At 43.5% G+C, this 20657-nt stretch carries 23 protein-coding genes; 9 read left to right on the top strand and 14 right to left on the bottom strand.

All coding sequences use genetic code 11. The annotated features are described in order from the left end of the window. Positions 1-126: 126 nt before the first annotated feature. The 8 genes from B9A91_RS12315 to B9A91_RS12280 all read left to right on the top strand — a co-directional run bounded on the left by B9A91_RS12315 (position 127) and on the right by B9A91_RS12280 (position 6493). The gene (locus tag B9A91_RS12315; protein WP_084238912.1) at positions 127-834 is read left to right on the top strand and encodes an esterase family protein; all 708 of its coding nucleotides are present in this window, start codon (positions 127-129) and stop codon (positions 832-834) included. Positions 835-892: 58 nt separating this feature from the next. Next, complete coding sequence (locus B9A91_RS12310) at positions 893-1900, top strand: ATP-grasp domain-containing protein (protein ID WP_084238910.1); 1008 nt, start codon at positions 893-895, stop codon at positions 1898-1900. 30 nt (positions 1901-1930) lie between these two features. Further along, a complete protein-coding gene (locus B9A91_RS12305; protein ID WP_200815663.1) occupies positions 1931-3031 on the top strand; it encodes a carboxylate-amine ligase in 1101 nt (366 codons plus the stop codon). Between the two features lie 5 nt (positions 3032-3036). Further along, entirely contained in the window at positions 3037-3867 is an 831-nt protein-coding gene (locus B9A91_RS12300; RefSeq protein ID WP_084238906.1) for a type 1 glutamine amidotransferase, read from the top strand. Beyond that, positions 3836-5056, top strand: coding sequence for a hypothetical protein (locus tag B9A91_RS12295; protein ID WP_235012538.1), 1221 nt, complete (start codon positions 3836-3838; stop codon positions 5054-5056). Before B9A91_RS12300 ends, B9A91_RS12295 begins: the two co-directional genes overlap by 32 nt. A 50-nt stretch (positions 5057-5106) precedes the next feature. Further along, complete coding sequence (locus B9A91_RS24490; protein ID WP_084238902.1) at positions 5107-5265, top strand: FeoB-associated Cys-rich membrane protein; 159 nt, start codon at positions 5107-5109, stop codon at positions 5263-5265. A gap of 17 nt (positions 5266-5282) precedes the next feature. Then, entirely contained in the window at positions 5283-5873 is a 591-nt protein-coding gene (locus B9A91_RS12285) for a Crp/Fnr family transcriptional regulator (RefSeq protein WP_084238900.1), read from the top strand. Between the two features lie 89 nt (positions 5874-5962). Next, the gene (locus tag B9A91_RS12280) at positions 5963-6493 is read left to right on the top strand and encodes a YceI family protein (RefSeq protein ID WP_084238898.1); all 531 of its coding nucleotides are present in this window, start codon (positions 5963-5965) and stop codon (positions 6491-6493) included. A gap of 1 nt (position 6494) precedes the next feature. On the opposite strand, the gene ispF is transcribed toward B9A91_RS12280, so the two are convergent. Beyond that, positions 6495-6971 carry a 2-C-methyl-D-erythritol 2,4-cyclodiphosphate synthase gene (ispF, locus tag B9A91_RS12275; protein WP_084238896.1) on the bottom strand — a complete coding sequence of 159 codons (477 nt, stop codon included), beginning with the start codon at positions 6969-6971 and terminating at the stop codon, positions 6495-6497. A gap of 31 nt (positions 6972-7002) precedes the next feature. Next, positions 7003-8184, bottom strand: a complete 1182-nt coding sequence (gene porV, locus B9A91_RS12270) for a type IX secretion system outer membrane channel protein PorV (protein WP_084238894.1) — start codon at positions 8182-8184, stop codon at positions 7003-7005. A gap of 230 nt (positions 8185-8414) precedes the next feature. On the opposite strand from porV, the gene B9A91_RS12265 reads away from it, so the two are divergent. Then, positions 8415-10004, top strand: a complete 1590-nt coding sequence (locus B9A91_RS12265) for an SUMF1/EgtB/PvdO family nonheme iron enzyme (protein ID WP_084239695.1) — start codon at positions 8415-8417, stop codon at positions 10002-10004. A gap of 44 nt (positions 10005-10048) precedes the next feature. On the opposite strand, the gene B9A91_RS12260 is transcribed toward B9A91_RS12265, so the two are convergent. Genes B9A91_RS12260 through B9A91_RS12205 form a run of 12 tightly spaced genes read right to left on the bottom strand, consistent with a single transcriptional unit; the run spans position 10049 to position 20622 of the window. Beyond that, the gene (locus B9A91_RS12260) at positions 10049-10546 is read right to left on the bottom strand and encodes an acyl-CoA carboxylase biotin carboxyl carrier protein subunit (protein WP_084238891.1); all 498 of its coding nucleotides are present in this window, start codon (positions 10544-10546) and stop codon (positions 10049-10051) included. Positions 10547-10555: 9 nt separating this feature from the next. Then, a complete protein-coding gene (locus tag B9A91_RS12255) occupies positions 10556-11209 on the bottom strand; it encodes a DUF4159 domain-containing protein (RefSeq protein WP_084238889.1) in 654 nt (217 codons plus the stop codon). Continuing rightward, complete coding sequence (locus B9A91_RS12250) at positions 11206-11910, bottom strand: 16S rRNA (uracil(1498)-N(3))-methyltransferase (protein ID WP_084238887.1); 705 nt, start codon at positions 11908-11910, stop codon at positions 11206-11208. The genes B9A91_RS12255 and B9A91_RS12250 overlap by 4 nt, the downstream gene beginning before the upstream one ends. A 10-nt stretch (positions 11911-11920) precedes the next feature. Next, positions 11921-13237 carry a hemolysin family protein gene (locus B9A91_RS12245; protein WP_084238885.1) on the bottom strand — a complete coding sequence of 439 codons (1317 nt, stop codon included), beginning with the start codon at positions 13235-13237 and terminating at the stop codon, positions 11921-11923. Further along, on the bottom strand, positions 13238-13816 hold the full coding sequence (locus B9A91_RS12240) for an inorganic diphosphatase (protein ID WP_394334669.1): 579 nt from the start codon (positions 13814-13816) through the stop codon (positions 13238-13240). Further along, positions 13788-14450, bottom strand: coding sequence for a DedA family protein (locus tag B9A91_RS12235; protein ID WP_084238883.1), 663 nt, complete (start codon positions 14448-14450; stop codon positions 13788-13790). Before B9A91_RS12235 ends, B9A91_RS12240 begins: the two co-directional genes overlap by 29 nt. A 45-nt stretch (positions 14451-14495) precedes the next feature. After that, a complete protein-coding gene (locus tag B9A91_RS12230; protein WP_084238880.1) occupies positions 14496-15869 on the bottom strand; it encodes an NADH-quinone oxidoreductase subunit N in 1374 nt (457 codons plus the stop codon). 9 nt (positions 15870-15878) lie between these two features. Beyond that, entirely contained in the window at positions 15879-17339 is a 1461-nt protein-coding gene (locus B9A91_RS12225) for a complex I subunit 4 family protein (RefSeq protein ID WP_084238878.1), read from the bottom strand. 21 nt (positions 17340-17360) lie between these two features. Further along, the gene (gene nuoL, locus B9A91_RS12220) at positions 17361-19253 is read right to left on the bottom strand and encodes an NADH-quinone oxidoreductase subunit L (RefSeq protein WP_084238876.1); all 1893 of its coding nucleotides are present in this window, start codon (positions 19251-19253) and stop codon (positions 17361-17363) included. Between the two features lie 19 nt (positions 19254-19272). Then, entirely contained in the window at positions 19273-19602 is a 330-nt protein-coding gene (gene nuoK, locus B9A91_RS12215; RefSeq protein ID WP_084238874.1) for an NADH-quinone oxidoreductase subunit NuoK, read from the bottom strand. Next, positions 19602-20099, bottom strand: a complete 498-nt coding sequence (locus B9A91_RS12210; protein WP_084238872.1) for an NADH-quinone oxidoreductase subunit J family protein — start codon at positions 20097-20099, stop codon at positions 19602-19604. Before B9A91_RS12210 ends, nuoK begins: the two co-directional genes overlap by 1 nt. Positions 20100-20121: 22 nt before the next feature. Then, the gene (locus B9A91_RS12205; protein ID WP_084238870.1) at positions 20122-20622 is read right to left on the bottom strand and encodes a NuoI/complex I 23 kDa subunit family protein; all 501 of its coding nucleotides are present in this window, start codon (positions 20620-20622) and stop codon (positions 20122-20124) included. Positions 20623-20657: the final 35 nt, after the last annotated feature.

The following is a 20657-nucleotide window of genomic DNA, read 5'->3' as shown; positions in this document are numbered from 1 at the left end:
CTGTAAAAAATACTTGAGCGACTCAGTGCTTTTTGTAAAAAAGTTAAATTAAGACGAATAAATGCAATTATTGTTTGCTCTTTAACAAATTGTTTGTCTAACTTAAAGCATCTAATCTGTCGCGCTATGGAAGAAGCATATAAAAAGTGGTATAGTCACAATCTGAACGCCGATTTTGAACTCCTCGCTTTTGGACATAGCGGCTACCCGGTGTTGTTGTTTCCTACCAGCATGGGCCGGTATTTTGAGAATAAGGATTTTGGAATGATAGATTCCATTCGCTGGTTCATAGACGAGGGAAAGATTAAGGTGTACTGCGCAGACAGTATAGACCGTATGAGCTGGTACAATAAAGACATCCATCCGGCAGACAGGGTAAAAAACCATATCTGGTATGATAAACTGTTGCTCGAAGAAGTTTCGGCCCTGATGCGACAGGAAACCGGGCACGCAAAGATCATTGCTGCAGGTTGCAGTTTTGGAGGCTACCATGCCGCCAACTTTGCTTTCAGGCATCCCTGGCTAGTGAGCCACCTGTTCAGTATGAGTGGTGCGTTCGACATAAAAGGACAGCTTGACGGATTCTATAACGATGACGTTTATTTTAACAACCCTGTAGATTTTGTACCAAACGACAACAACCCGGAGCTCTGGCACATGAAGATCATACTTGGCACCACAGACCGGGACATGTGCCGTGCAGACAATGAACGTATGTCTCAGACCCTGCACAACAAAGGTATCCATCATTGGCTGGACATCAGACAGAATGCAGATCACGACTGGCCCATATGGCGGCAAATGTTACCCGAATATTTAAGTCAATTGCCATAAACCCCTATCAACAGACATCCCTAAACTGAATATATACCCCTGAAAAACAAATTGAAAGATGAAAAAAATTGGAATTTTATTTGGGAAGGAAAGATCTTTTCCGGAAGCTTTTGTAAAACGTGTGAACCAGATGGGAGGAAAGGAATTCCGGGCCGAATTTGTCAGTATCGACAAGATCTTCCAGGCCGAGCCTTTAAATTATGCAGTCATTATCGACCGTATTTCACAGGATGTCCCTTTTTATCGCGCTGCGATGAAAAACGCGGCGATTACCGGAACGGCTGTTATCAATAACCCCTTCTGGTGGAGTGCCGATGAGAAATTTTTTAATAATGCCCTTGCAGAAAAACTAGGTGTACCGGTACCAAAAACAGCATTGGTCCCTTCTTACGAACAGCCGGATGATACTTCAGACCAGTCGTTCAGCAATCTGGTATTTCCGTTAGACTGGGATGCGATTTTTCAATATACCGGTTTTCCGGCCTATATGAAGCCTTTTGATGGCGGAGGTTGGAAAGAAGTTTACAAGTTAAACGATAAGGAAGACTTTTTCGACAAGCACAGTCAGACCAAACAAACGGTAATGATGCTGCAGGAAGAGATCATTTTTGAGGAATACTTCCGCTGCTATTGTATTGGTGGAAAATATGTACGCATTATGCAATACGAACCCCGCAACCCTTTTCACCTGCGTTACGTGGTAAACACCCCCCCTTCCAGTAAAAAGCTGCTGCAAACCATCGAAAATTATGTACTTAAGCTGAACCAGTACCTGGGTTATGACTTCAATACCGTGGAATTTGCCGTACGCGACGGGATTCCGTATGCCATAGATTTCTGTAACCCGGCGCCGGATGCTGATGTAGCCAGCGTTGGACAGGAAAACTTCGACTGGGTGGTAGAAACCAGCGCAAAGTATGCCATTGAAAGGGCAAGGGCACAGGTAAACGACCAGGACAATCTGACCTGGGGCGAGTACATCAAGACCAGCGCGGCAGGCTTACCGCTTATTGGCAAACCTTCAGTAAAAAAAGCCCCTGCTAAAACTGCTGCAGCTAAAAAATAAGAACAGTTACCATTAGGAGGGAAAAACATGATGAACGATTTTACACTTGGGATCGAGGAAGAATATATGGTAATAGACCCTGTGACCAGGGAACTGACCTCGCACGACCAGAAAATAGTTGAAGCAGCACAAAAAATACACAAAGACCAGGTAAAGGCAGAAATGCACCAGGCGGTAGTAGAGGTGGGCACCGGTATCTGCAGAAATACAACACAGGCCCGGGAAGAGATTTCTCAGCTGCGTTACACAGTTTCCCAGCTTGCAGGAGAACTCGGCCTGAGAATAGGTGCGGCAGGCACACATCCCTTTTCCCATTGGGAAAAGCAGCTGATCACTGAACACCCACGCTACAGCGAAATTGTAAATGAACTTCAGGAGGCAGCCCGTTCCAACCTGATCTTTGGCCTGCATGTGCATGTGGGTTTTCAATCGCGAGAGCTGGCCATACACATTGCCAACCAGGTGCGTTACTTTTTGCCCCATGTATTTGCGCTGTCTACCAACTCTCCTTTTTGGGAGGGCAGAAATACCGGCTATAAATCCTTTCGTACGAAGGTATTTGACAAATTTCCGAGGACAGGCATCCCCGATATTTTCAACAGTATTGAAGATTACGACAACTACGTAAAGCTGCTCATCAAGACCAACAGCATCGACAATGCCAAAAAGATCTGGTGGGACATCAGGGTACATCCTTTTTTTGAGACCATAGAGTTCAGGATCTGCGACTGCCCGATGCTGATTGACGAAACCATGGCTTTTGTGGCCCTTTTCCAGGCTCTATGTGCCAAATTGTATAAGCTTCGCCTGCAAAACATGAAGTTCATCAGCTATTCCAGGGCACTCATTAACGAGAACAAGTGGCGGGCTGCACGTTATGGGATCGACGGCAACCTGATCGATTTCGGCAAGGAAATGGAAGTGAATTGTCGCAATCTGGTTTTGGAACTGCTCGACTTTGTAGACGATGTGGTAGACGACCTGGGCTGCCGCAACGAAATCAATTATGTGACGAAGATACTGGAAAACGGAACAGGAGCTGACCGGCAATTGTCTGTTTACGAACAATTTGGTAACTTTGAGGCCGTAGTAGACTACATTACTACACAAACATTGATTGGGGCTAAGTAGTGGTTATGACCGACAGAAATAAGATTAAGGTAGCTGTTATTGACATGAATAACGGGGTTACCAACCAGGGAATGCGAGGGATACAGGAAGTCTTGCTGCGTTACAGGGAGGAAATGGAACTGGATTTATGCTTTGATCTGTTTGATTTAAGACAAAAAGACGAAATACCCGGTCTGGATTACGACATCTATATTTCAAGTGGTGGCCCTGGCAGTCCTTACGATGGCGAAGGCCAGCAATGGGAAAATAATTTCTTTAAGTTGCTGGATGATCTTGTGGCCTTTAATAAAAATAACACACAGCTAAAAAAACACGTTTTTTTAATCTGCCACTCTTTCCAGATGGCTTGCCGGAAATTCGGATTGGGCCAGGTGATCAGAAGGCGCTCTACGGCTTTTGGCATTTTTCCTGTTTTTCTGACGGAAGAAGGGGAAGACGACACCTTATTTGCCGGATTGCCAAATCCTTTTTATACGGTAGACAGCCGCGACTGGCAGGTGACCAACCCCAACGATGCCTTGTTCTGTGCCGCCGAAGCCAGCGTGCTGGCCCTGGAAAAAGAGCGCCCGCATGTTGATCTGGAACGCTGTGTAATGTCTATACGCTTTACCAAAGAGATTGTAGGCACCCAGTTTCATCCGGAAGCTGATCCCCTGGGCATGAAAACCTACCTGCTGCAGGAAGACAAAAAGAAAGTCATCATTAAAAATCATGGGGAACAAAAGTATTACGACATGCTCAATAGCCTGGACGACCCGATGCGGATTGCCCTAACGCAGCGCATTGTTTTACCTAATTTTTTAAATGAGGCCATTAACACTTTACAGGAGGCCTGATATGATCGCACAGTACCGAAAGCAGTTCAACGCTTCCTTTTCCGAAGAAAAGTACCGGAAACTGATCCTTGCCTTGCAGAAAGGATATACAAAAATTCCTTTCCGCGTGGCGGAGACACCTGTTTTTATCCCGGCATCCTTAAAAGAACAGCTAGTTGCAGCCGGGGAAGACATCATTAACCTGATTAAAGGACCGGATTTCATCGCATCCACACAAAATGCTATTCCTGTACAGTGGAATGTGCCTGGAGAAAATAGCCACCCTCATTTTCTGACTTTTGATTTTGGAGTTTGTAAAGATGAGCAAGGCAAACTTACGCCGAAACTGATAGAAATGCAGGGCTTCCCGTCTTTATATGGCTTCCAGGCTGTTTTGGGGAAAGCCTATAAGAGCACATTTAAACTGCCCGAAAATTTAACGCCCTATTTTGGGGGAATGGATGAAGGTGAATACATCGATCTGCTGAAAAAAGTAATCGTAGGCCCTAACCAGCCTCATGAAGTGGCATTGATGGACCTGGATGCCCCGAACCAGAAAACAGCTATAGATTTTTTTATGACACAGGCCCTCTTAGGCATAAAAATATTAAGCCTTACCGATATCTTTAAAGAAGGGAATGAGCTGTTTTACCGGGAGGGAGAGCAGAAGATTAGGTTAAGAAGGATATATAACCGGCTGATCTTTGATGAGATTGCCGGTCAGATCGGCTTGTTTAAGGAAAGTTTTGACCCGAGAGCCGAACTGGATATAGAATGGATTACCCACCCCAACTGGTTTTACAGGATAAGCAAATACACCATGCCTTTCCTGAAAAGCAGGTTTGTCCCCGAAACTATTTTTCTGAATACCCTGAAAAGCACTCCGCCCGATCTGGAAAACTATGTGCTGAAACCCTTGTTCTCTTTTGCAGGGATGGGTGTAATCATAGACGTAAAAGCCTCCGACATACATGGCATTCCTGATCCCGAAAACTGGATCCTGCAGAAAAAGGTAGCATATGAGCCGGTGGTACAAGCCCCTGATGGCGGGGTAAAGGTAGAGATCAGGCTCATGTACTTATGGCCTGAGGGCGAAGCGCCCAGGCTCTGCATTAACCTGGCCAGGCTAAGCCGGGGCAAAATGATTGGGGTGAGGTACAATCAGGATTTTGACTGGGTAGGCGGAACAATTGGCCTCATGGAACAGTAAATTGACATTTGACAGACCCCAATTGCAGAGAGGTCTGCTAATTTTGTATTATGGATACTCAAAGCATCTTGGTGATATTACTTTTTGCTGCCGCTATATTATATGTAGGGCGTATGGTTTACCGTGCAATATTTCAAAAAAAAGGTGCTTGTGGGGGCAATTGCAAATGCGGCGTGGACTTCTCCAATATTGAACCTCATAAAAAATAGCATTCATCCATATCCTTATGCTGGAACAGTTTAAAGCCTATTTACAAAATAAAGTAGCCCTTACCGACGAACAGTTTGCGCTGATTTCTGACAAATTGAGAATAAAAACCTTTGAACGGAATGAAATGATCCTGATGAAGGGTGAAGTTTCTACGCATGGTTATTTTGTGATGAGCGGCCTCCTACGCAGTTATTCCATCGACAGCAAAGGCAAAACACACATCATTCAGTTTGCCCCTGAGCAATGGTGGTTGTCAGACCGTAATGGTATGCTTTTTAATGAAGGTTCTGACTTCTTTATTGATGCTATTGAGCATACCGAAGCAGTTGTGATCCCAAAGGATTACATCAATGAAGCAGCCAAGGTAGTACCCTGCATGCATGACCTGAACCACACCATATTAAACAATTCCATCAGGTTTATGCAGAAAAGGATCAATATGCTGCTCAGCGCAACGGCTGAAGAACGTTACCTGAATTTTATCAAGCTGTACCCCAATCTTACGTTAAGGGTACCACAATGGATGATTGCCTCCTACCTGGGCATTACACCAGAATCTTTAAGCAGGGTACGCAAAGACCTGGCACATAAGCATTTTAAAGCTTAACTTTTTCTTATCATACATCAATGTCCGGCTAAACATAGCGCCATAACTTTGTGTTGTTAAATAATTGAAATACCTAACACAACAATATTATGGCAACTACAAACTGGGCATTAGACCCCGCACACAGCGAACTACAATTTAAAGTAAAACATCTAATGATTACTACTGTAACTGGCAGTCTGAAATCGTTAAGCGCATCATTAACCAGTCCATCAGATGATTTCGAGAATGCCAGTGTTAAATTTGAAGCCGATACAGCATCTATTGACACGGGAAACAACGACCGCGATAACCATTTGAAAAGCGGTGACTTCTTCGACGCAGATCAATTCCCGAAAATCACTTTTGAGTCTACGTCACTTGAAAAAGATGACGACACTTACAAGTTAAAAGGCAATCTGGGGATTAAAGGCATCAACAAACCGGTAAAACTGGATGTAGAGTTTGGTGGTATTGCTACAGACCCCTGGGGAAATACCAAAGCCGGTTTTACCATCAGCGGCAAGATCAACCGTACAGATTTTGGTTTAACCTGGAATGCTGCGTTGGAAACAGGCGGTGTAATGGTAAGCGAAGAAGTGAAAATCCTGGGTGAACTTCAGTTTGTGAAACAAGCCTGATCTACCGCTGTATCAGGCACACGGCATAAGCAACAACACCTTCTTCCCTTCCGACGAAGCCCATTTGCTCATTGGTGGTGGCCTTGATAGAAATATCTTCTACTGATATCCCTGCCGCTTCAGCAATATTTTGCTGCATGGCAGGGATATGCGGGTTGATTTTAGGTGCTTCCATACACAGCATGGCATCGATGTTCCCGATTTCATAGCCTTTTTCTTTGAGCAGTTTTACAGTTTCCTGTAACAGGATCAGGCTGCTAATTCCTTTCCAGCGGGGATCTATATTTTTAAAATGGAAACCAATATCCCTTAAATTGGCCGCGCCCAGCAAAGCATCGCATATGGCATGCAGTAGCACATCAGCATCAGAGTGCCCAAAAGCGCCGCTATGGTGTTCCAGTTGAACCCCTCCCACAATAAAAGGATGATTTTCCTTTAACTGGTGTACGTCAAATCCAAAACCTACTTTAATCTTCATTCTCTTTATCTGTTTAATCTTTTGTATTTGTTCAATGCTTTACTTCTCCAAAATTGAAAAGCATGGTAAACCTTAGCGTATTGGCCAGGGGGCTTTTTTCGGCATTGGCAATAAGATAGGCAATGTCAATATTGAATACATTATATTTTAACCCGGCCCCAATTGTAGCGTAGCGCCTGTTTCCCTTTTTTGGACTTTCATAAAAATAACCTGCCCTGAAGGCAAATTGCTGGTTATACCAGTATTCCATCCCTGCCCCTATATTTACTTCCTTAATCTCTTCGCTGAAACCTCCCGGTGCATCTGTAAAGGATCCGAAAATCCCGGCCGGAACAGAACGATCAGGGTCCCTTCCCTGCAAAATCTTTCCATTTCCGTCATAAACGGGTGCTGTTGGCGCAAGCAGTTTATTAAAATCAAGGGCAAAGGTAACCTGATTATAGTCGTCCATCAAAAAAGTGGATGCTCCCCCGATTTTTAAATTTGCAGGCAGAAAATACCGGTTCCCCCCATCAGAATAACTCATTTTAGTGCCAATATTGGAGATGTTGAGCCCGGCCGAAAGTATGGCGTCAGTGCCCAAAAATACCGTCTGTTTTTTGAAGTAAGCAGATGCATCCACTGCGAGTGCCGATCCGGCATGGGTCTCCTGTCCGGCAGTGAACTGTCCTGAGCTGAGGTTTGAATAAATATAACGCAACGAGGTGCCCAGGGAAAAACTGTCGCCCATACGTCTGGAATAGGTCAGGTCAAAGGCCAGTTCATTCGGACTGTAAACACCCAGGTCCTGCTGGTTTATATCTGTAAGCTGAATCTCTCCGAGGTTAAAATAACGCAGCGCGCTGCCAAGTGTGGTTCGCTCATCCGGTTTATAGAAACCGCTGACATACGTCAGGTTTACATCCGGAACAAGGCTTTTTAACCATGGGCTATAGGAAACAGAAAAACCGTATTTTTTCTCTAAAAAAGCGAGCTTAGCTGGATTAATGCTCATGGCATTGGCATCGGGCTGCACAGCTACACCTGCATCGGCCATACCAGCTGCACGTGCATCCGGTGTGATCAGCAAAAAAGGTACCGCAGTAATGATGTTGTTCGCTTGGCTGCCATTGGTTTGGGTACCCGGCTGGACTACCTGGGCACGCAGCGTTGCTCCAGCTGCCACTAAGGAGATAACGCTTAAAGCAGCTTTAACAATACACCTAAAATTCATCCGCTATAAATAATTTTAAACAATTATTGTCTGCAAGTTAACATAGTGTTCAGTAATTTCAAAGTATTGTTGCCCTAACTATTGGTTTTAAACCGGAAAGTTATTTTCACTTTATTAATTATCTTCTTGGTGCGTAACCCTTTTTTTACGTAATTTTAACTCTTAGTAGTGCTAAAGTGTTTTTAGACAAAACATCAGGCGCCTTAAAAGAACATATATATCATTCCCATATGAAGAAAACATACTTATACTTACTTATATCCCTTGTGGCTGTAACCTCTTTTGTCTCCTGTAAATCCAGGTCGGGCAAATCAGACAAAACCGGCATGGACTATAACAAGAAGGAATATGGTGGTTTTGTAGTAAACAACAGGTACAAACGCGGTCCAGGCCCCGGACTGGTAGAGATAGAAGGCGGTGTTTTTGTAATGAGCGGAAGCGCCATCAATGTTCCTGGACAGGAGCTCAGTTCGTACAACCACAAAAGGGAGACTACAGTTTCTTCCTTCTATATGGATGAGACTGAGGTTTCCAATACCAACTGGCTGGAATACCTGAACTGGATCCGTACCAATTTTCCTAAAGATTACGAGTATTATTATAACGAAATGCCAGACACGCTGGTATGGCGCAGGCCGCTTTCCTACAATGAGCCTTATGTAGATAATTACCTGAGACACCCTGCTTATCAGGATTATCCTGTTGTAGGTGTATCCTGGGAGCAGGCTGAAAGGTATTGCGAATGGCGGACAGACCGTGTGAACGAACTTCTGCTTCGCGAGCGTGGTTTAATGACCACCTTCAAGGATTTAAATGGTGGATCAGCAAGGGCCAACACCACATCCGCCGCAACTCCGCTGCCAACTGGTCCTTTTAGCACAGATACCTACCTGGCCGGACAGCATGACGACAAAGGTAAAAAGGCCATGAAGGACCTTAATCCTGCAAATACAGCGGCAGCAGGTACTACAGGGGGTAGAAATACGGCCACCAGAACAGTACGCTTGGAAGATGGCATTTTAAAACAGCCTTACCGTTTACCTACAGAAGCAGAGTGGGAATACGCAGCTTTGGGCCTTATTGGCAATACGCAATACGAGAACATCAACAGCAATAAGATCTATCCATGGAGTGGATTGGGCCTGAGCTCGGCAAAGAAAAGTACCCGTGGTTTGATCCTTGCCAACTTTAAAAGGACCAAAGGCGATTATATGGGTGTAGGCGGTTCATTGAACGATAAAGGTAGTATTACGGTAGCCGTAAGGTCTTATACGCCAAATGATTTTGGACTTTACAATATGGCTGGGAACGTAAATGAATGGGTGGCCGATGTTTACCGCTCGCATACTTTTGAAGCGGCAGACGCATTTAACCCATATCGTGGGAACTATTATCAGGACAAAAAAATTGCTGACCCTGCAACTGGAAAGCTGGCTATTGACAAATACAATAAACCGGTGATGACGGATGCACTTTATGCAAAAAAACAGACCTGGGCGGAAAAACAGGCTTCAGCAAACAAACCTGCTGATTCGATAAAAAACACCTACGCCGACCAAAGGGGTTACAGGGACCCGCAAAGTGAATTGTATGGAGAAATTACCCTGATCAATGACAAATCAAGAGTTTACAAAGGTGGTTCTTGGAACGATCAGGCATTATGGTTAAACCCGGCAAGCAGACGGTTCATGCAGCAAGATGAGGCTACAGCCGATATCGGCTTCAGGTGTGCCATGACCATGCTGGGCGCACCAGAGATCAGATCGACCGGAAAACCACAGTTTAAAACGAAACCGGCAAAAGCTTTTAAAAGCCGTTAAAGATTATATTTTTCATAAAAAAGGGCAGGTTAACCTGCCCTTTTTTATGAAAACTGTATCAGTATTTCGTTCTTTTCTACTTTATCACCCTTGCTGACAAGGACCTTTTTTACAGTTCCACCTGCAGGTGATTTGATAATGTTCTCCATTTTCATGGCCTCAAGTACCAGCAGGTTATCCCCTTTATTTACTTCCTGCCCTTCCTCCACAACCACATTCAGCACCAGGCCTGGCATTGGTGCCTTAATCTCCTTCATTTTACTCGTTTTGGAATTGTCAAACCCCAGCTGCTGCAACAACAGATCATATTGATCTTGAATGGCAACATGGTATAAATTACCATTTACTTTTATTAAGCTGGTTTTTTCACTCTTGTCTTCCGACACCAGCTCTATATTGTAAGACCTGTTCTGGTAGATGACGCTTACATGTTTTTCAGACAGTACCGATGAATCCAGCTGAACAGCTGCACCTTCTATTGTAAGCAAGTCCCGCTCAAGCGTTACCTCAAAATTATAATGATCATTTACTTTTACTTTCATCTGCTTATTCTATTGTGTTAATACATACTGTATCAGGTTGGCGCCCATTTTAAGTGCACTGGAGCGCTTTTCCTGTGTATCTCCGGGATAGGTACCAAAATCTTCCCAGCCGTTGCCTAAATCGCATTCATAGGTATAAAAACAAACCATCCTACCTTCCCATATCAGGGCATATCCTTTGGGTGCTTTGCCATCATGCTCATGTATCTTAGGTAAGCCATTCGGAAATTTATACTTCTGATTGTACAAGCTGTGACTTGCCGGAAGTTCAACAAAATTAAGCTCCGGGAATACTTTTTTCATCTCCGTACGGATAAATTTATCCAGGCCATAGTTATCGTCGATATGCAAAAAACCGCCACCTGTCAAATACCTGCGTAGGTTGGCTGCATCGGCAGTACTAAAAACAACGTTGCCATGGCCAGTTAAATAAACGAAAGGGTAATTGAAAATCTCTGCGCTGCCCACTTCTACAATGGCATCCTGCGGACTAAAATTGGTTTTCAGGTTTTTATTACAGAAATCGATCAGATTGGGCAACGCTGTCCGGTTCGCATACCAGTCACCGCCGCCATTATACTTTAGCTTGGCCATTTTATAGGTAGGAACCCAAAAGCTACTCAGCAGCAACAATACCAAAAAACCGCCTAACCTGATTTTCATCTGTTTAAATAATTTGCTTCAAAACAGGCTGCCAGAGCGGCGGTTTCCGTCCTGAGCCTTGTATTACCTAAAGTTAAGGGTTTATAGCCTGCCTGCAAAGCCATTTCAATCTCCCTAGGCGTAAAATCGCCTTCAGGCCCAATCAGGACGGTATAGCCCTGTGCTGGCTGTATCACCTCGCACATATACTGCCTGGGTTCATTGTCCAGGCAATGGGCAATCATCTTAGTGCTATTGCTATTTTGCTTCAGGAAGTCAGCCAAAGCAATTTGCGGGTTCAATACAGGATGGTAAGCCTGGAGCGATTGCTTTACGGCCGATGTGATTACCTTATATAGCCTGTCTTCTTTAACCACCTTACGTTCCGACCGCTCGCAGATCACGGGTGTGATTTCTTCAATACCGATTTCAGTAGCCTTTTCAAGGAACCATTCCAAACGGTCTATATTTTTTGTAGGGGCAACGGCGATATGAAGATGTTGCCTGCGCTTGTTGTATTCTCTTTGGGTTTCTATTATCCTAAGGGCTACATTTTTCTTTGTTTCGCCGGTAATCTCTGCCTTGTAAAGCCCCCCAACACCATCAATCAGGTAAACCTGGGCACCTAAGCCCAAACGCAAGACCTTCGTACAATGCCTGCTCTCCTCCTCATTTAACAAATACGCATCAGCGCTGATATCCGGGGTATAAAAAACATGCATGGTGCTGATTTTAGTGGAGGTCGATCATATCCTTCTTGCTGATGACCAGTTCCAGTTTTATGGTTTCTATATTCTGTTCAGTTTTTTTCAGGATCGTGAACAGGTAACCGTAGCATTCCTCACTGTCGCCAACCTCGGGTATCTTGCCAAAAGCATGGGAAACCAGTCCGCCTACGGTATCAAAGTCCTCATCCTCCGGCAGATCATGCGGCAGGTGCTCGTTCACATCATAAACCGTAGCATAAGCATTGATGATGAATTCCGTATCCGAGATCTTTTCAACGTTAGGTTTTTCCTCGTCGTACTCATCCTGGATCTCGCCAACAATTTCTTCTACAATATCTTCCAGGGTAACCATACCGGCAGTACCTCCAAATTCATCAATGACAATGGCAATCTGGATGCGTTTTTGCTGAAGCTCACTCAGCAGGTCGTTGATCTTTTTGGTTTCAGGAACAAAGTAAGGCTTCCTGATGATATCCTTCAAGCCCCAGTCTTTATTTTCCGCTAGTAAAGGAAGGATATCCTTGGCATGGACGATACCGATGATTTTATCAATAATGTCATCGTATACCGGCAGGCGGGAATATCCTTCTGCAATGATCTTTTCTACAACTTCTTTTTTAGGCGTAGAAACCTCTACACCCATAATTTTGGTTCTCGGAACCATAATATTTTTTACCACACGCTCATTAAAATCAAAAACGTTCTTGATCAGCTCGTGCTCATTGGTATCCAGCGCACCACTTTCCTTACCCTGATCCAGCAGGTAATGTAATTCTTCCGTACTGTGCACAGAATCATGCCCGCCTACATTGGAAATGCCGAAGATCTTGAGCACCACATTGGCAAATCCGTTCAACACCCAGATGAATGGCCTGAATATCAGATAAAAACCCTGCAGCGGCAATGCAATGAAAAGTGTGGTGGCAACTGGTCTTTGAATCGCTACCGACTTAGGGGCAAGCTCTCCAAATACAATGTGCATTACGGTAATGAACATAAAGGCTATTCCGGTAGAAATAGAAGTGATGTATACCTCTGAAAGAGAGAAATTGATCAGCAGATCATGCACAATACTGTGCATCACCGATTCACCGACCCAACCCAGCCCCAGAGAGGCGAGTGTAATCCCCAGTTGCGTAGCAGCAAGATATCCATCCAAGTGCTGGGTAATGTGTTTAGCGATATTCGCTACCCTGCTACCCGACTTAGCTTTTATCTCAATCTGGGAAGCCCTGACCTTTACTATTGCGAACTCGGCCGCAACAAAAAAACCATTAAGGGCTACCAGAAAAAAGGTAAAAAATATTTTAAATGCTTCCATTTAAGAATTATTTCTAAACTTCTTGTCGTAAAGCTCTATACTTTCCTGTATCACTTTGTGGGCATAACGTACACCCAATAAATGTTCGATGGTTACTTTCTTTTCTTCGAGCGCCTTATAATCCTGGAAAAACTTAACAATTTCTTTCATGGTATGCGGAGGCAGCTCAGCCAGGTCGTTGATGTAGTTTACCGACTGGTCGTTTTTGGCTACAGCAATGATCTTGTCATCCTGCTCGCCATTGTCTACCATATGCATCACGCCAATAACTTTAGCTTCTATGATGGTCATGGGGTAAACATCTACGGAACACAATACCAGAATATCAAGTGGGTCATTATCATCGCAATAAGTTTGCGGGATAAAGCCATAATTTGCAGGATACATTACTGATGAAAACAGCACGCGGTCTAATTTTATCAGATTGGAATCCTTATCGATTTCGTACTTTGCTTTTGATCCTTTTGGAATTTCAATAATGGCATTTACAGTCTCAGGCACGTTATTGCCTGGAGAAACACTGTGCCACGGGTGATGGTCGTCTTTCATTTTATTGTTGCGTATTTGATAATTCGTCATTGTTATCCTTCACTACCTTCTTTCTCACAAATGTGACGATTAATGGAATAGTTGTAATAACAATAAAGCCTATAATTATATATAATAAATAATCGTTAATTTCTTTTTCAAACCTTTTGCCCAGGAAATAACCCAGCAAAGTTAAAGATGCAATCCAGATCAATGCACCTGCTACGTTGTATAAAGCAAACCTTTTGAAGTCCAGCTTTACGACACCGGCAAAAATTGGCGCAAAGGTCCTTACAATCGGGACAAATCTACCCATAATCAGTGCAAATGCCCCTTGCTTATGATAATATTCTTCTGCTGCCTTCAAATAACGTCTTTTAAAGAAGAAAGACTCCTTTCGATGGTAAAGCACAGGCCCCGTCTTTCGTCCAAACCAATAACCTACAAAATTACCGGATACAGCAGAAACACATAAGCCGATGATCAGGACATATATATTTACATCTAATTTACCTGTTGCCACGAACATCCCGGCAAGAAACAAGAGGTAATCCCCCGGAAGAAAAAATCCAAAGAACAAGCCTGTTTCAGCAAAGATCACAAACATTACAACGTAAAAACCACCTTCTCTAAGTAATTTTTCGGGATCAATGAAGTGCTGTAACGTATTCCAGAAATCTTGCATATTTCAATTATTCGTAAAACTACAAATAATTATCTAGAGAATAGACTATATCAGATTTAAAATTACAGCCGGATATATGCCCAAAATCACCGTAATCAATACCGACAATACCAATGCCACCTGGTACTGCGCAGGGGTCTGGAGCTCGGTTTCGTGCCCATCTTTGAAGTACATGGCAACAATAACCTTAAAATAATAGTAAAAGCCAACCAGTGCATTTAAAATGGCAAATACCACAAGGTATACTTGGTATTCTTTCATCACATTTACAAACATCAGGTACTTACCGATAAAACCGGCAGTTAGCGGGATGCCTGCCAGCGATAGCATGGCCACGGTAAGCACCAGGGCCGTTAAAGGGTTACGTTTCGCCAGCCCATTGAAACTTTCAAAGCTGTCATTTCCGGTTTTTTGTTTCACAAGGATCAGTACAGCAAAGGCTATGATACTGGCAAAAGTATAGGCTGCAGCATACACCAGTACATTGCTGGATGAATTGCCCGTTAAGGTGATCAGCGAGAAAAGCAGATAGCCAGCATGCGATATACTCGAGTAAGCCAGCATTCTTTTAAAGTTTTTCTGGAACAGGGCTGTAACATTACCGATCAGCAATGTTAAGCATACAATACCCATCATTGGTGGCAGCCAAAAATCGTGCAGTGGAGCCAAGGTGCCAGCAAACAATCTTAAAAATGCAGCAAAACCAGCGGTTTTAACTACGGTCGACATAAATGCCGTGATCAGCGTAGGTGCCCCCTCATATACATCGGGTGTCCAGAAGTGAAATGGTGCAGCTCCGATTTTAAAGCACAAACCGATCAGCAACAGAATCACCCCAGGGTAAAACATAGCTGGTATGGTCTTATAATTGCTCACCAGGAACTTGTTGATGGTATCAAGGTCAAAAGATCCGGTAGCGCCATAAATCAGTGCAATACCAAACAACAGGAAGCCTGTTGAAAAAGCACCCATCAGAAAGTATTTCAGGGACGCTTCATTAGAAGCAAAATTCCCTTTTCTGATACCTGCAAGAATGTAGAGGCTAACAGACATGATCTCCAGACCAATGAACAGCATCGACATGTTCTTATAGGAAACCATGATCACTATACCTGCCAGCGCAAACAGAATCAGCGTAAAATATTCCGCTATGTTTTCACTATCGGCAGCAAAATAATTCTGTGTAAGCAAAAATATAAGTAAAGTTCCCGAAACCGTTAAACCAGTAAAAGCCAATGCAAAATTATCCATTTGCATCATGCCATAATAAGTCTGATCGGCATTCCAGCCTGTAACTACAAATGCCAGCGATAGGAGCAAACCCAGTAAGGTAAGGGGTAATAATGCTTTTTTAGCTTTAAACAAACCTGCATAAAGCACTACTAAAGCTGTAACAGTTATTGTTATGATGATATTCATTTCCTTCTTTTACTGATTTAATTTTTGAGTTACCTGTTCTAATAAATGTTGTACCGACGCTTCCGACAGTTGCAAAACCGGTTTAGGGTAAACCCCCAAAACAATAACCAATGCACAGATGATGTACAACACCAGCTGTTCCGAACCTTTGATATCTGTAAAGCCAATGGTCAGGTCATTGGTTTTGCCCAGCATTACATTCTGGTACATCCTGAACATATAAACCGCACCAAAGATGATGGTAAGGCCAGCAAATACAGCAGCCCAGAGGTTATATTGATAAATACCGATCAATAAAAGGAACTCGCCAATAAAGCCGTTGGTACCCGGTAGGGCAACTGTTCCAAGCACAATGATCAAAAATACAATGGCCAGCTTAGGGGCCTGCTTTGCAATTCCGCCCAATTCTGCAATCTTATAAGTACCCAGGCGACTGGCAATGATGTCGAGCACGAAGAATAAACCTACTACATTGATGCCATGGCTTAGCATCTGGATCATGGCCCCCTGCATTCCCTGCACGTTTAACGCAAAGATACCCGCCGAGATCAGGCCTACGTGACCGATTGAAGAATAAGCCACCAGGCGCTTTGCGTCTTTTTGTGTAAAAGCAATCAGTGAGGCGTAAACCACCCCGATAATGGATAAAATAATAGCCAGCTGTCCCCATTGGGCAACCCCTTCAGGCACTACAGGCAATAACCATCTGATCACACCGTAAATACCCATTTTCAGCATAATACCTGAAAGCAACATTGTTCCTGCCGCAGGAGCTTCGGTATAAGTATCCGGCTGCCAGGTATGAAAAGGGAATATCGGCATCTTAATGGCAAAAGCCACAAAGAAGGCCCAGAATATCCAGGTCTGTTGTGTGGCATCAAGGTTCAGGCTATAAAAAGCCTGTATGTCGAAGTTACTGGCTGGGTTTTGCAAATAAAGATAAATGATCCCCAGCAACATAAACAGAGAACCAGCTATGGTATATACAAAGAACTTCATATTTACCTTTATCCTGTTTTTACCCCCCCAAATGGCGCAGATAAAGTAAATTGGGATTAGGGCTGCCTCCCATCCGATATAGAAAAGAAAGGCATCCATTGCCGTAAAAACCACCAGCAAACCAGTCTGCATAAACAGGATCAATGCAAAAAATGCATTTGCACTTTTATATTGATGCTGATAAGCAGCCAGGATGATCAAAGGTACAAGTACATTGGTCAGCAATATAGTGATCATGCTGATCCCGTCGATCCCTGCATGAAAACTGATGCCAAGATTCTTTATCCAGGGACAGTTTACAACAAATTGTGTACTTGCATCCGGTATAAAATTGCATACCATGATCAATGCCAGGGCCAGAGAAGCGACTGCCGAACCTAATGCAACATGCTTTGCTGCATTTCCGGAAAATGCGGTAACCAGGGCACCAAGCAATGGTAAAAATAGAAGAAGTATTAAAAGTTGTTCCATTATCTTTTCTTGAACGATCTTTTACAGAGATAAATAAGTATACAATAACAATGAGATGATGCCAATCACCATCATAAAAATATAAAAGCCAACATTTCCCGACTGGATCAGACGCAGACCTTTGCTGGCTTCAGATGCAGTCCAGCCAAAGCCGTTTACAATGCCATCCACGATCTTATTGTCAACAATCTTATAGCAAAAGCCTGACAACGCATCCAAGGGTTTCCTGATCACTGCATCATAGATTTCATCAAAATAAAACTTGTTGTACGAAAGATTGGCAAAGGCCGGACGTTTCGCCTCATCGGGTACAGGAATATGGTTTTGCTTTACATATTTACCGTAAGCCAGAGCAATGGAGATTAGTACCCCTATTACGGAAACTGCCATCAGCATGTATTCTGTAGCATGGTCAGGTGCTTCTCCTGTGTGTTTGATTACAGGCGATAACCAATGCGACAGCCAGTGGCCTCCCCCTAATGCCTCAGGAATACCAATTGCCCCACCTATAGCAGATAAAATTGCCAGGACAATCAATGGAATGGTCATAGATTTTGGCGACTCATGAATCTTCTCTTCTGCATGATGTGTTCCCCTATATTTACCGTAAAACGTAAGAAACAACATCCGGAACATATAAAATGCGGTTAAGAAAGCTCCAAATACAGCAATTCCCCACATGACCTTATCGTGAAGGTAAACATGTGCTAAAATTTCATCTTTAGAAAAGAAGCCAGAGAACGGAGGTAAACCGGCAATAGCAATCGTACCAATCAGCATGGTCAAAAAGGTTACCGGCAGCTTTTTACGCAATCCACCCATATGGCGCATATCCTGTTCATGGTGCAAAGCATGAATCACAGAACCGGCACATAAGAAAAGTAATGCCTTAAAGAAAGCATGGGTAATGACATGAAAAAAAGCACCATTATAAGCCCCTACGCCCAGCCCAAGGAACATATAGCCCAATTGGGATACCGTTGAATAGGCCAGTACTTTTTTAATATCGGTTTGGGTTAAAGCAATAATGGCAGCTACAATTGCAGTGGCCAGACCAACGATGGCAATCACATGCTGGATCATCGGGGCAAGGTCGAACAGCAGATTCGATCTGGCAATCATATAAATGCCGGCAGTTACCATGGTCGCTGCGTGGATCAGTGCCGACACCGGGGTTGGACCTGCCATCGCATCAGGCAGCCAGGTAAACAAGGGCAACTGGGCCGATTTACCGCAGGCACCAATAAATAACAATAAAGCAATTAAAGCAATAATACCATTCCCTGGAAGCATACTTGCTGCCTGAGGCCAGATTTTGCTGAATTCAATGCTGCCAAAGGTGGTGAAAATCAGGAATACGCCCAGCAAAAAACCAAGATCGCCAATCCGGTTCATGACAAAGGCTTTTTTAGCCGCCGAAGCATAACTGGTGTTGGTATACCAGAAGCCAATCAGCAGGTAAGAACAAAGCCCTACACCTTCCCAGCCAATGAACATCACAATATAATTTGAGCCTAGAACCAGCAGGAGCATGAAAAAGATGAACAGGTTCAGGTAGCTAAAGAATTTACCAAAGCCCTCATCATTGTGCATATAGCCAATCGAATAAATGTGGATCAGAAAACCCACACCAGTAATGATCAGCAACATCAGCGAGCTCAATGGATCGACAAGGAATGACAATGGAATGTCAAGCTTTCCTGCACTGATCCAGTTAAAAAGAAATAACTCATGAGATTTATTGGCATCTGCACCCAGTTCAAAAAAGATCCCTACACTGATTGCAAATGAAATGAATATCACACTGCTTCCTATAAAACCAATCAGGTTTTTAGATAGTGAATTTCTCCCAAGACCATTTATTACAAAGCCCAACAGAGGAATCAACGGAACCAGCCAAACTAAATTTATCATCTTATATTCTTCTTAATAATTACCACTTAAGGCGATTCAATACATTTATATCGGTAGATTGGGTATTTCTGTAAACCATTACAATGATACTCAGGCCTACTGCAACCTCTGCAGCAGCTAAAGCCATGATAAAGAATACAAATACCTGACCTGAAGGATCATTACTGTGTACCGAAAAGGCCGTCAGTAATAAGTTCACTGCATTCAGCATCAGCTCCACAGACATGAAGATCACAATTGCATTTCTGCGGGTCAGTACACCGATTACACCGATGGTGAAAATAATGGCGCTTAGCCAAATGTAGTGGTTAAGCGGAACGCCTTGTAATTCCTGAGTAATGTTACCCATTATACTTTTTCTTTTTTAGTTAACAATATGGCTCCTACCATTGCAGAAAGCAATAGAATAGAGCAAAGTTCAAATGGCAGCATGAAAGGGCCGAACAATTCCTTGCCCAGATTTTTTACCAGTCCCAGGTTTGCGTTTTTCAGCACAACAGGATCAGAAATAGCTGTTGCTTTTAAAGCTCCGGCCAGTGTAACCAGCAGGCAGCAGCCCGCAATTACCCCCACTACCTTAAGCAAGCCCGATTTAAGCGGCTCATTGTCCTTATTCAGGTTCAGCAGCATCAGTACAAAAAGGAACAATACCATGATAGCCCCCATGTAAACGATGAAGTTTACCACTGCAAGGAACTGTGCATTCAGCAGGATGTAGTGAACCGTAAAAGTAAAAAATGTAACGATCAGGTAAAGCACACTATGCACCGGGTTCTTTGAAAAAATAACCAGGAGAGAAAAGATGATACTTAATGTTGCTACAAAATAGAATACCGATGTACCCATTAATTTTTCTTGTTTAGTTTATTTATTTCTTAGTTAATGGTTGTTCAACCAGCTTATCTTTACCATAGATGAAATCTTTCCGCAGATAATCGGAGGGAACAATCGGGCCATCCAGGTAGATGGCTTCTTTCGGACAGGCCTCTTCACACAGCCCGCAAAAAATGCAGCGCAGCATATTGATCTCATACACGGAGGCATATTTTTCCTCCCGGTACAAATCCTTCTCCTCCGGTTTCCGTTCTGCAGCAATCATGGTAATTGCTTCTGCCGGGCAGGATAGCGCGCATAACCCACAGGCGGTACAACGTTCCCTTCCTTCTTCATCTCTTTTCAGCGAGTGCATCCCCCTGAAATTGGTGGAAAACTCTCTTTCCACTTCTGGGTACCGGATGGTGGCCTCTTTTTTAAAAAAGTGGCTTATGGTAATAGACATCCCTTTGGCAATTGCAGGCAAATAAAGACGCTCGGCAAGGGTCAGGGGCTTTTTCTCTAATACTTTCTTTTTACTGGTCAATGGTTCCATTAAACCTCCTTATTATTTATCCGCAGATGCGGGCT

It is taken from the genome of Pedobacter africanus (genome assembly GCF_900176535.1).
GTDB classification, from domain to species: Bacteria; Bacteroidota; Bacteroidia; order Sphingobacteriales; family Sphingobacteriaceae; genus Pedobacter; species Pedobacter africanus.
The sequence above is the reverse complement of the archived record's forward strand: the minus strand, read 5'-3'. Positions and strand labels throughout refer to the sequence as shown.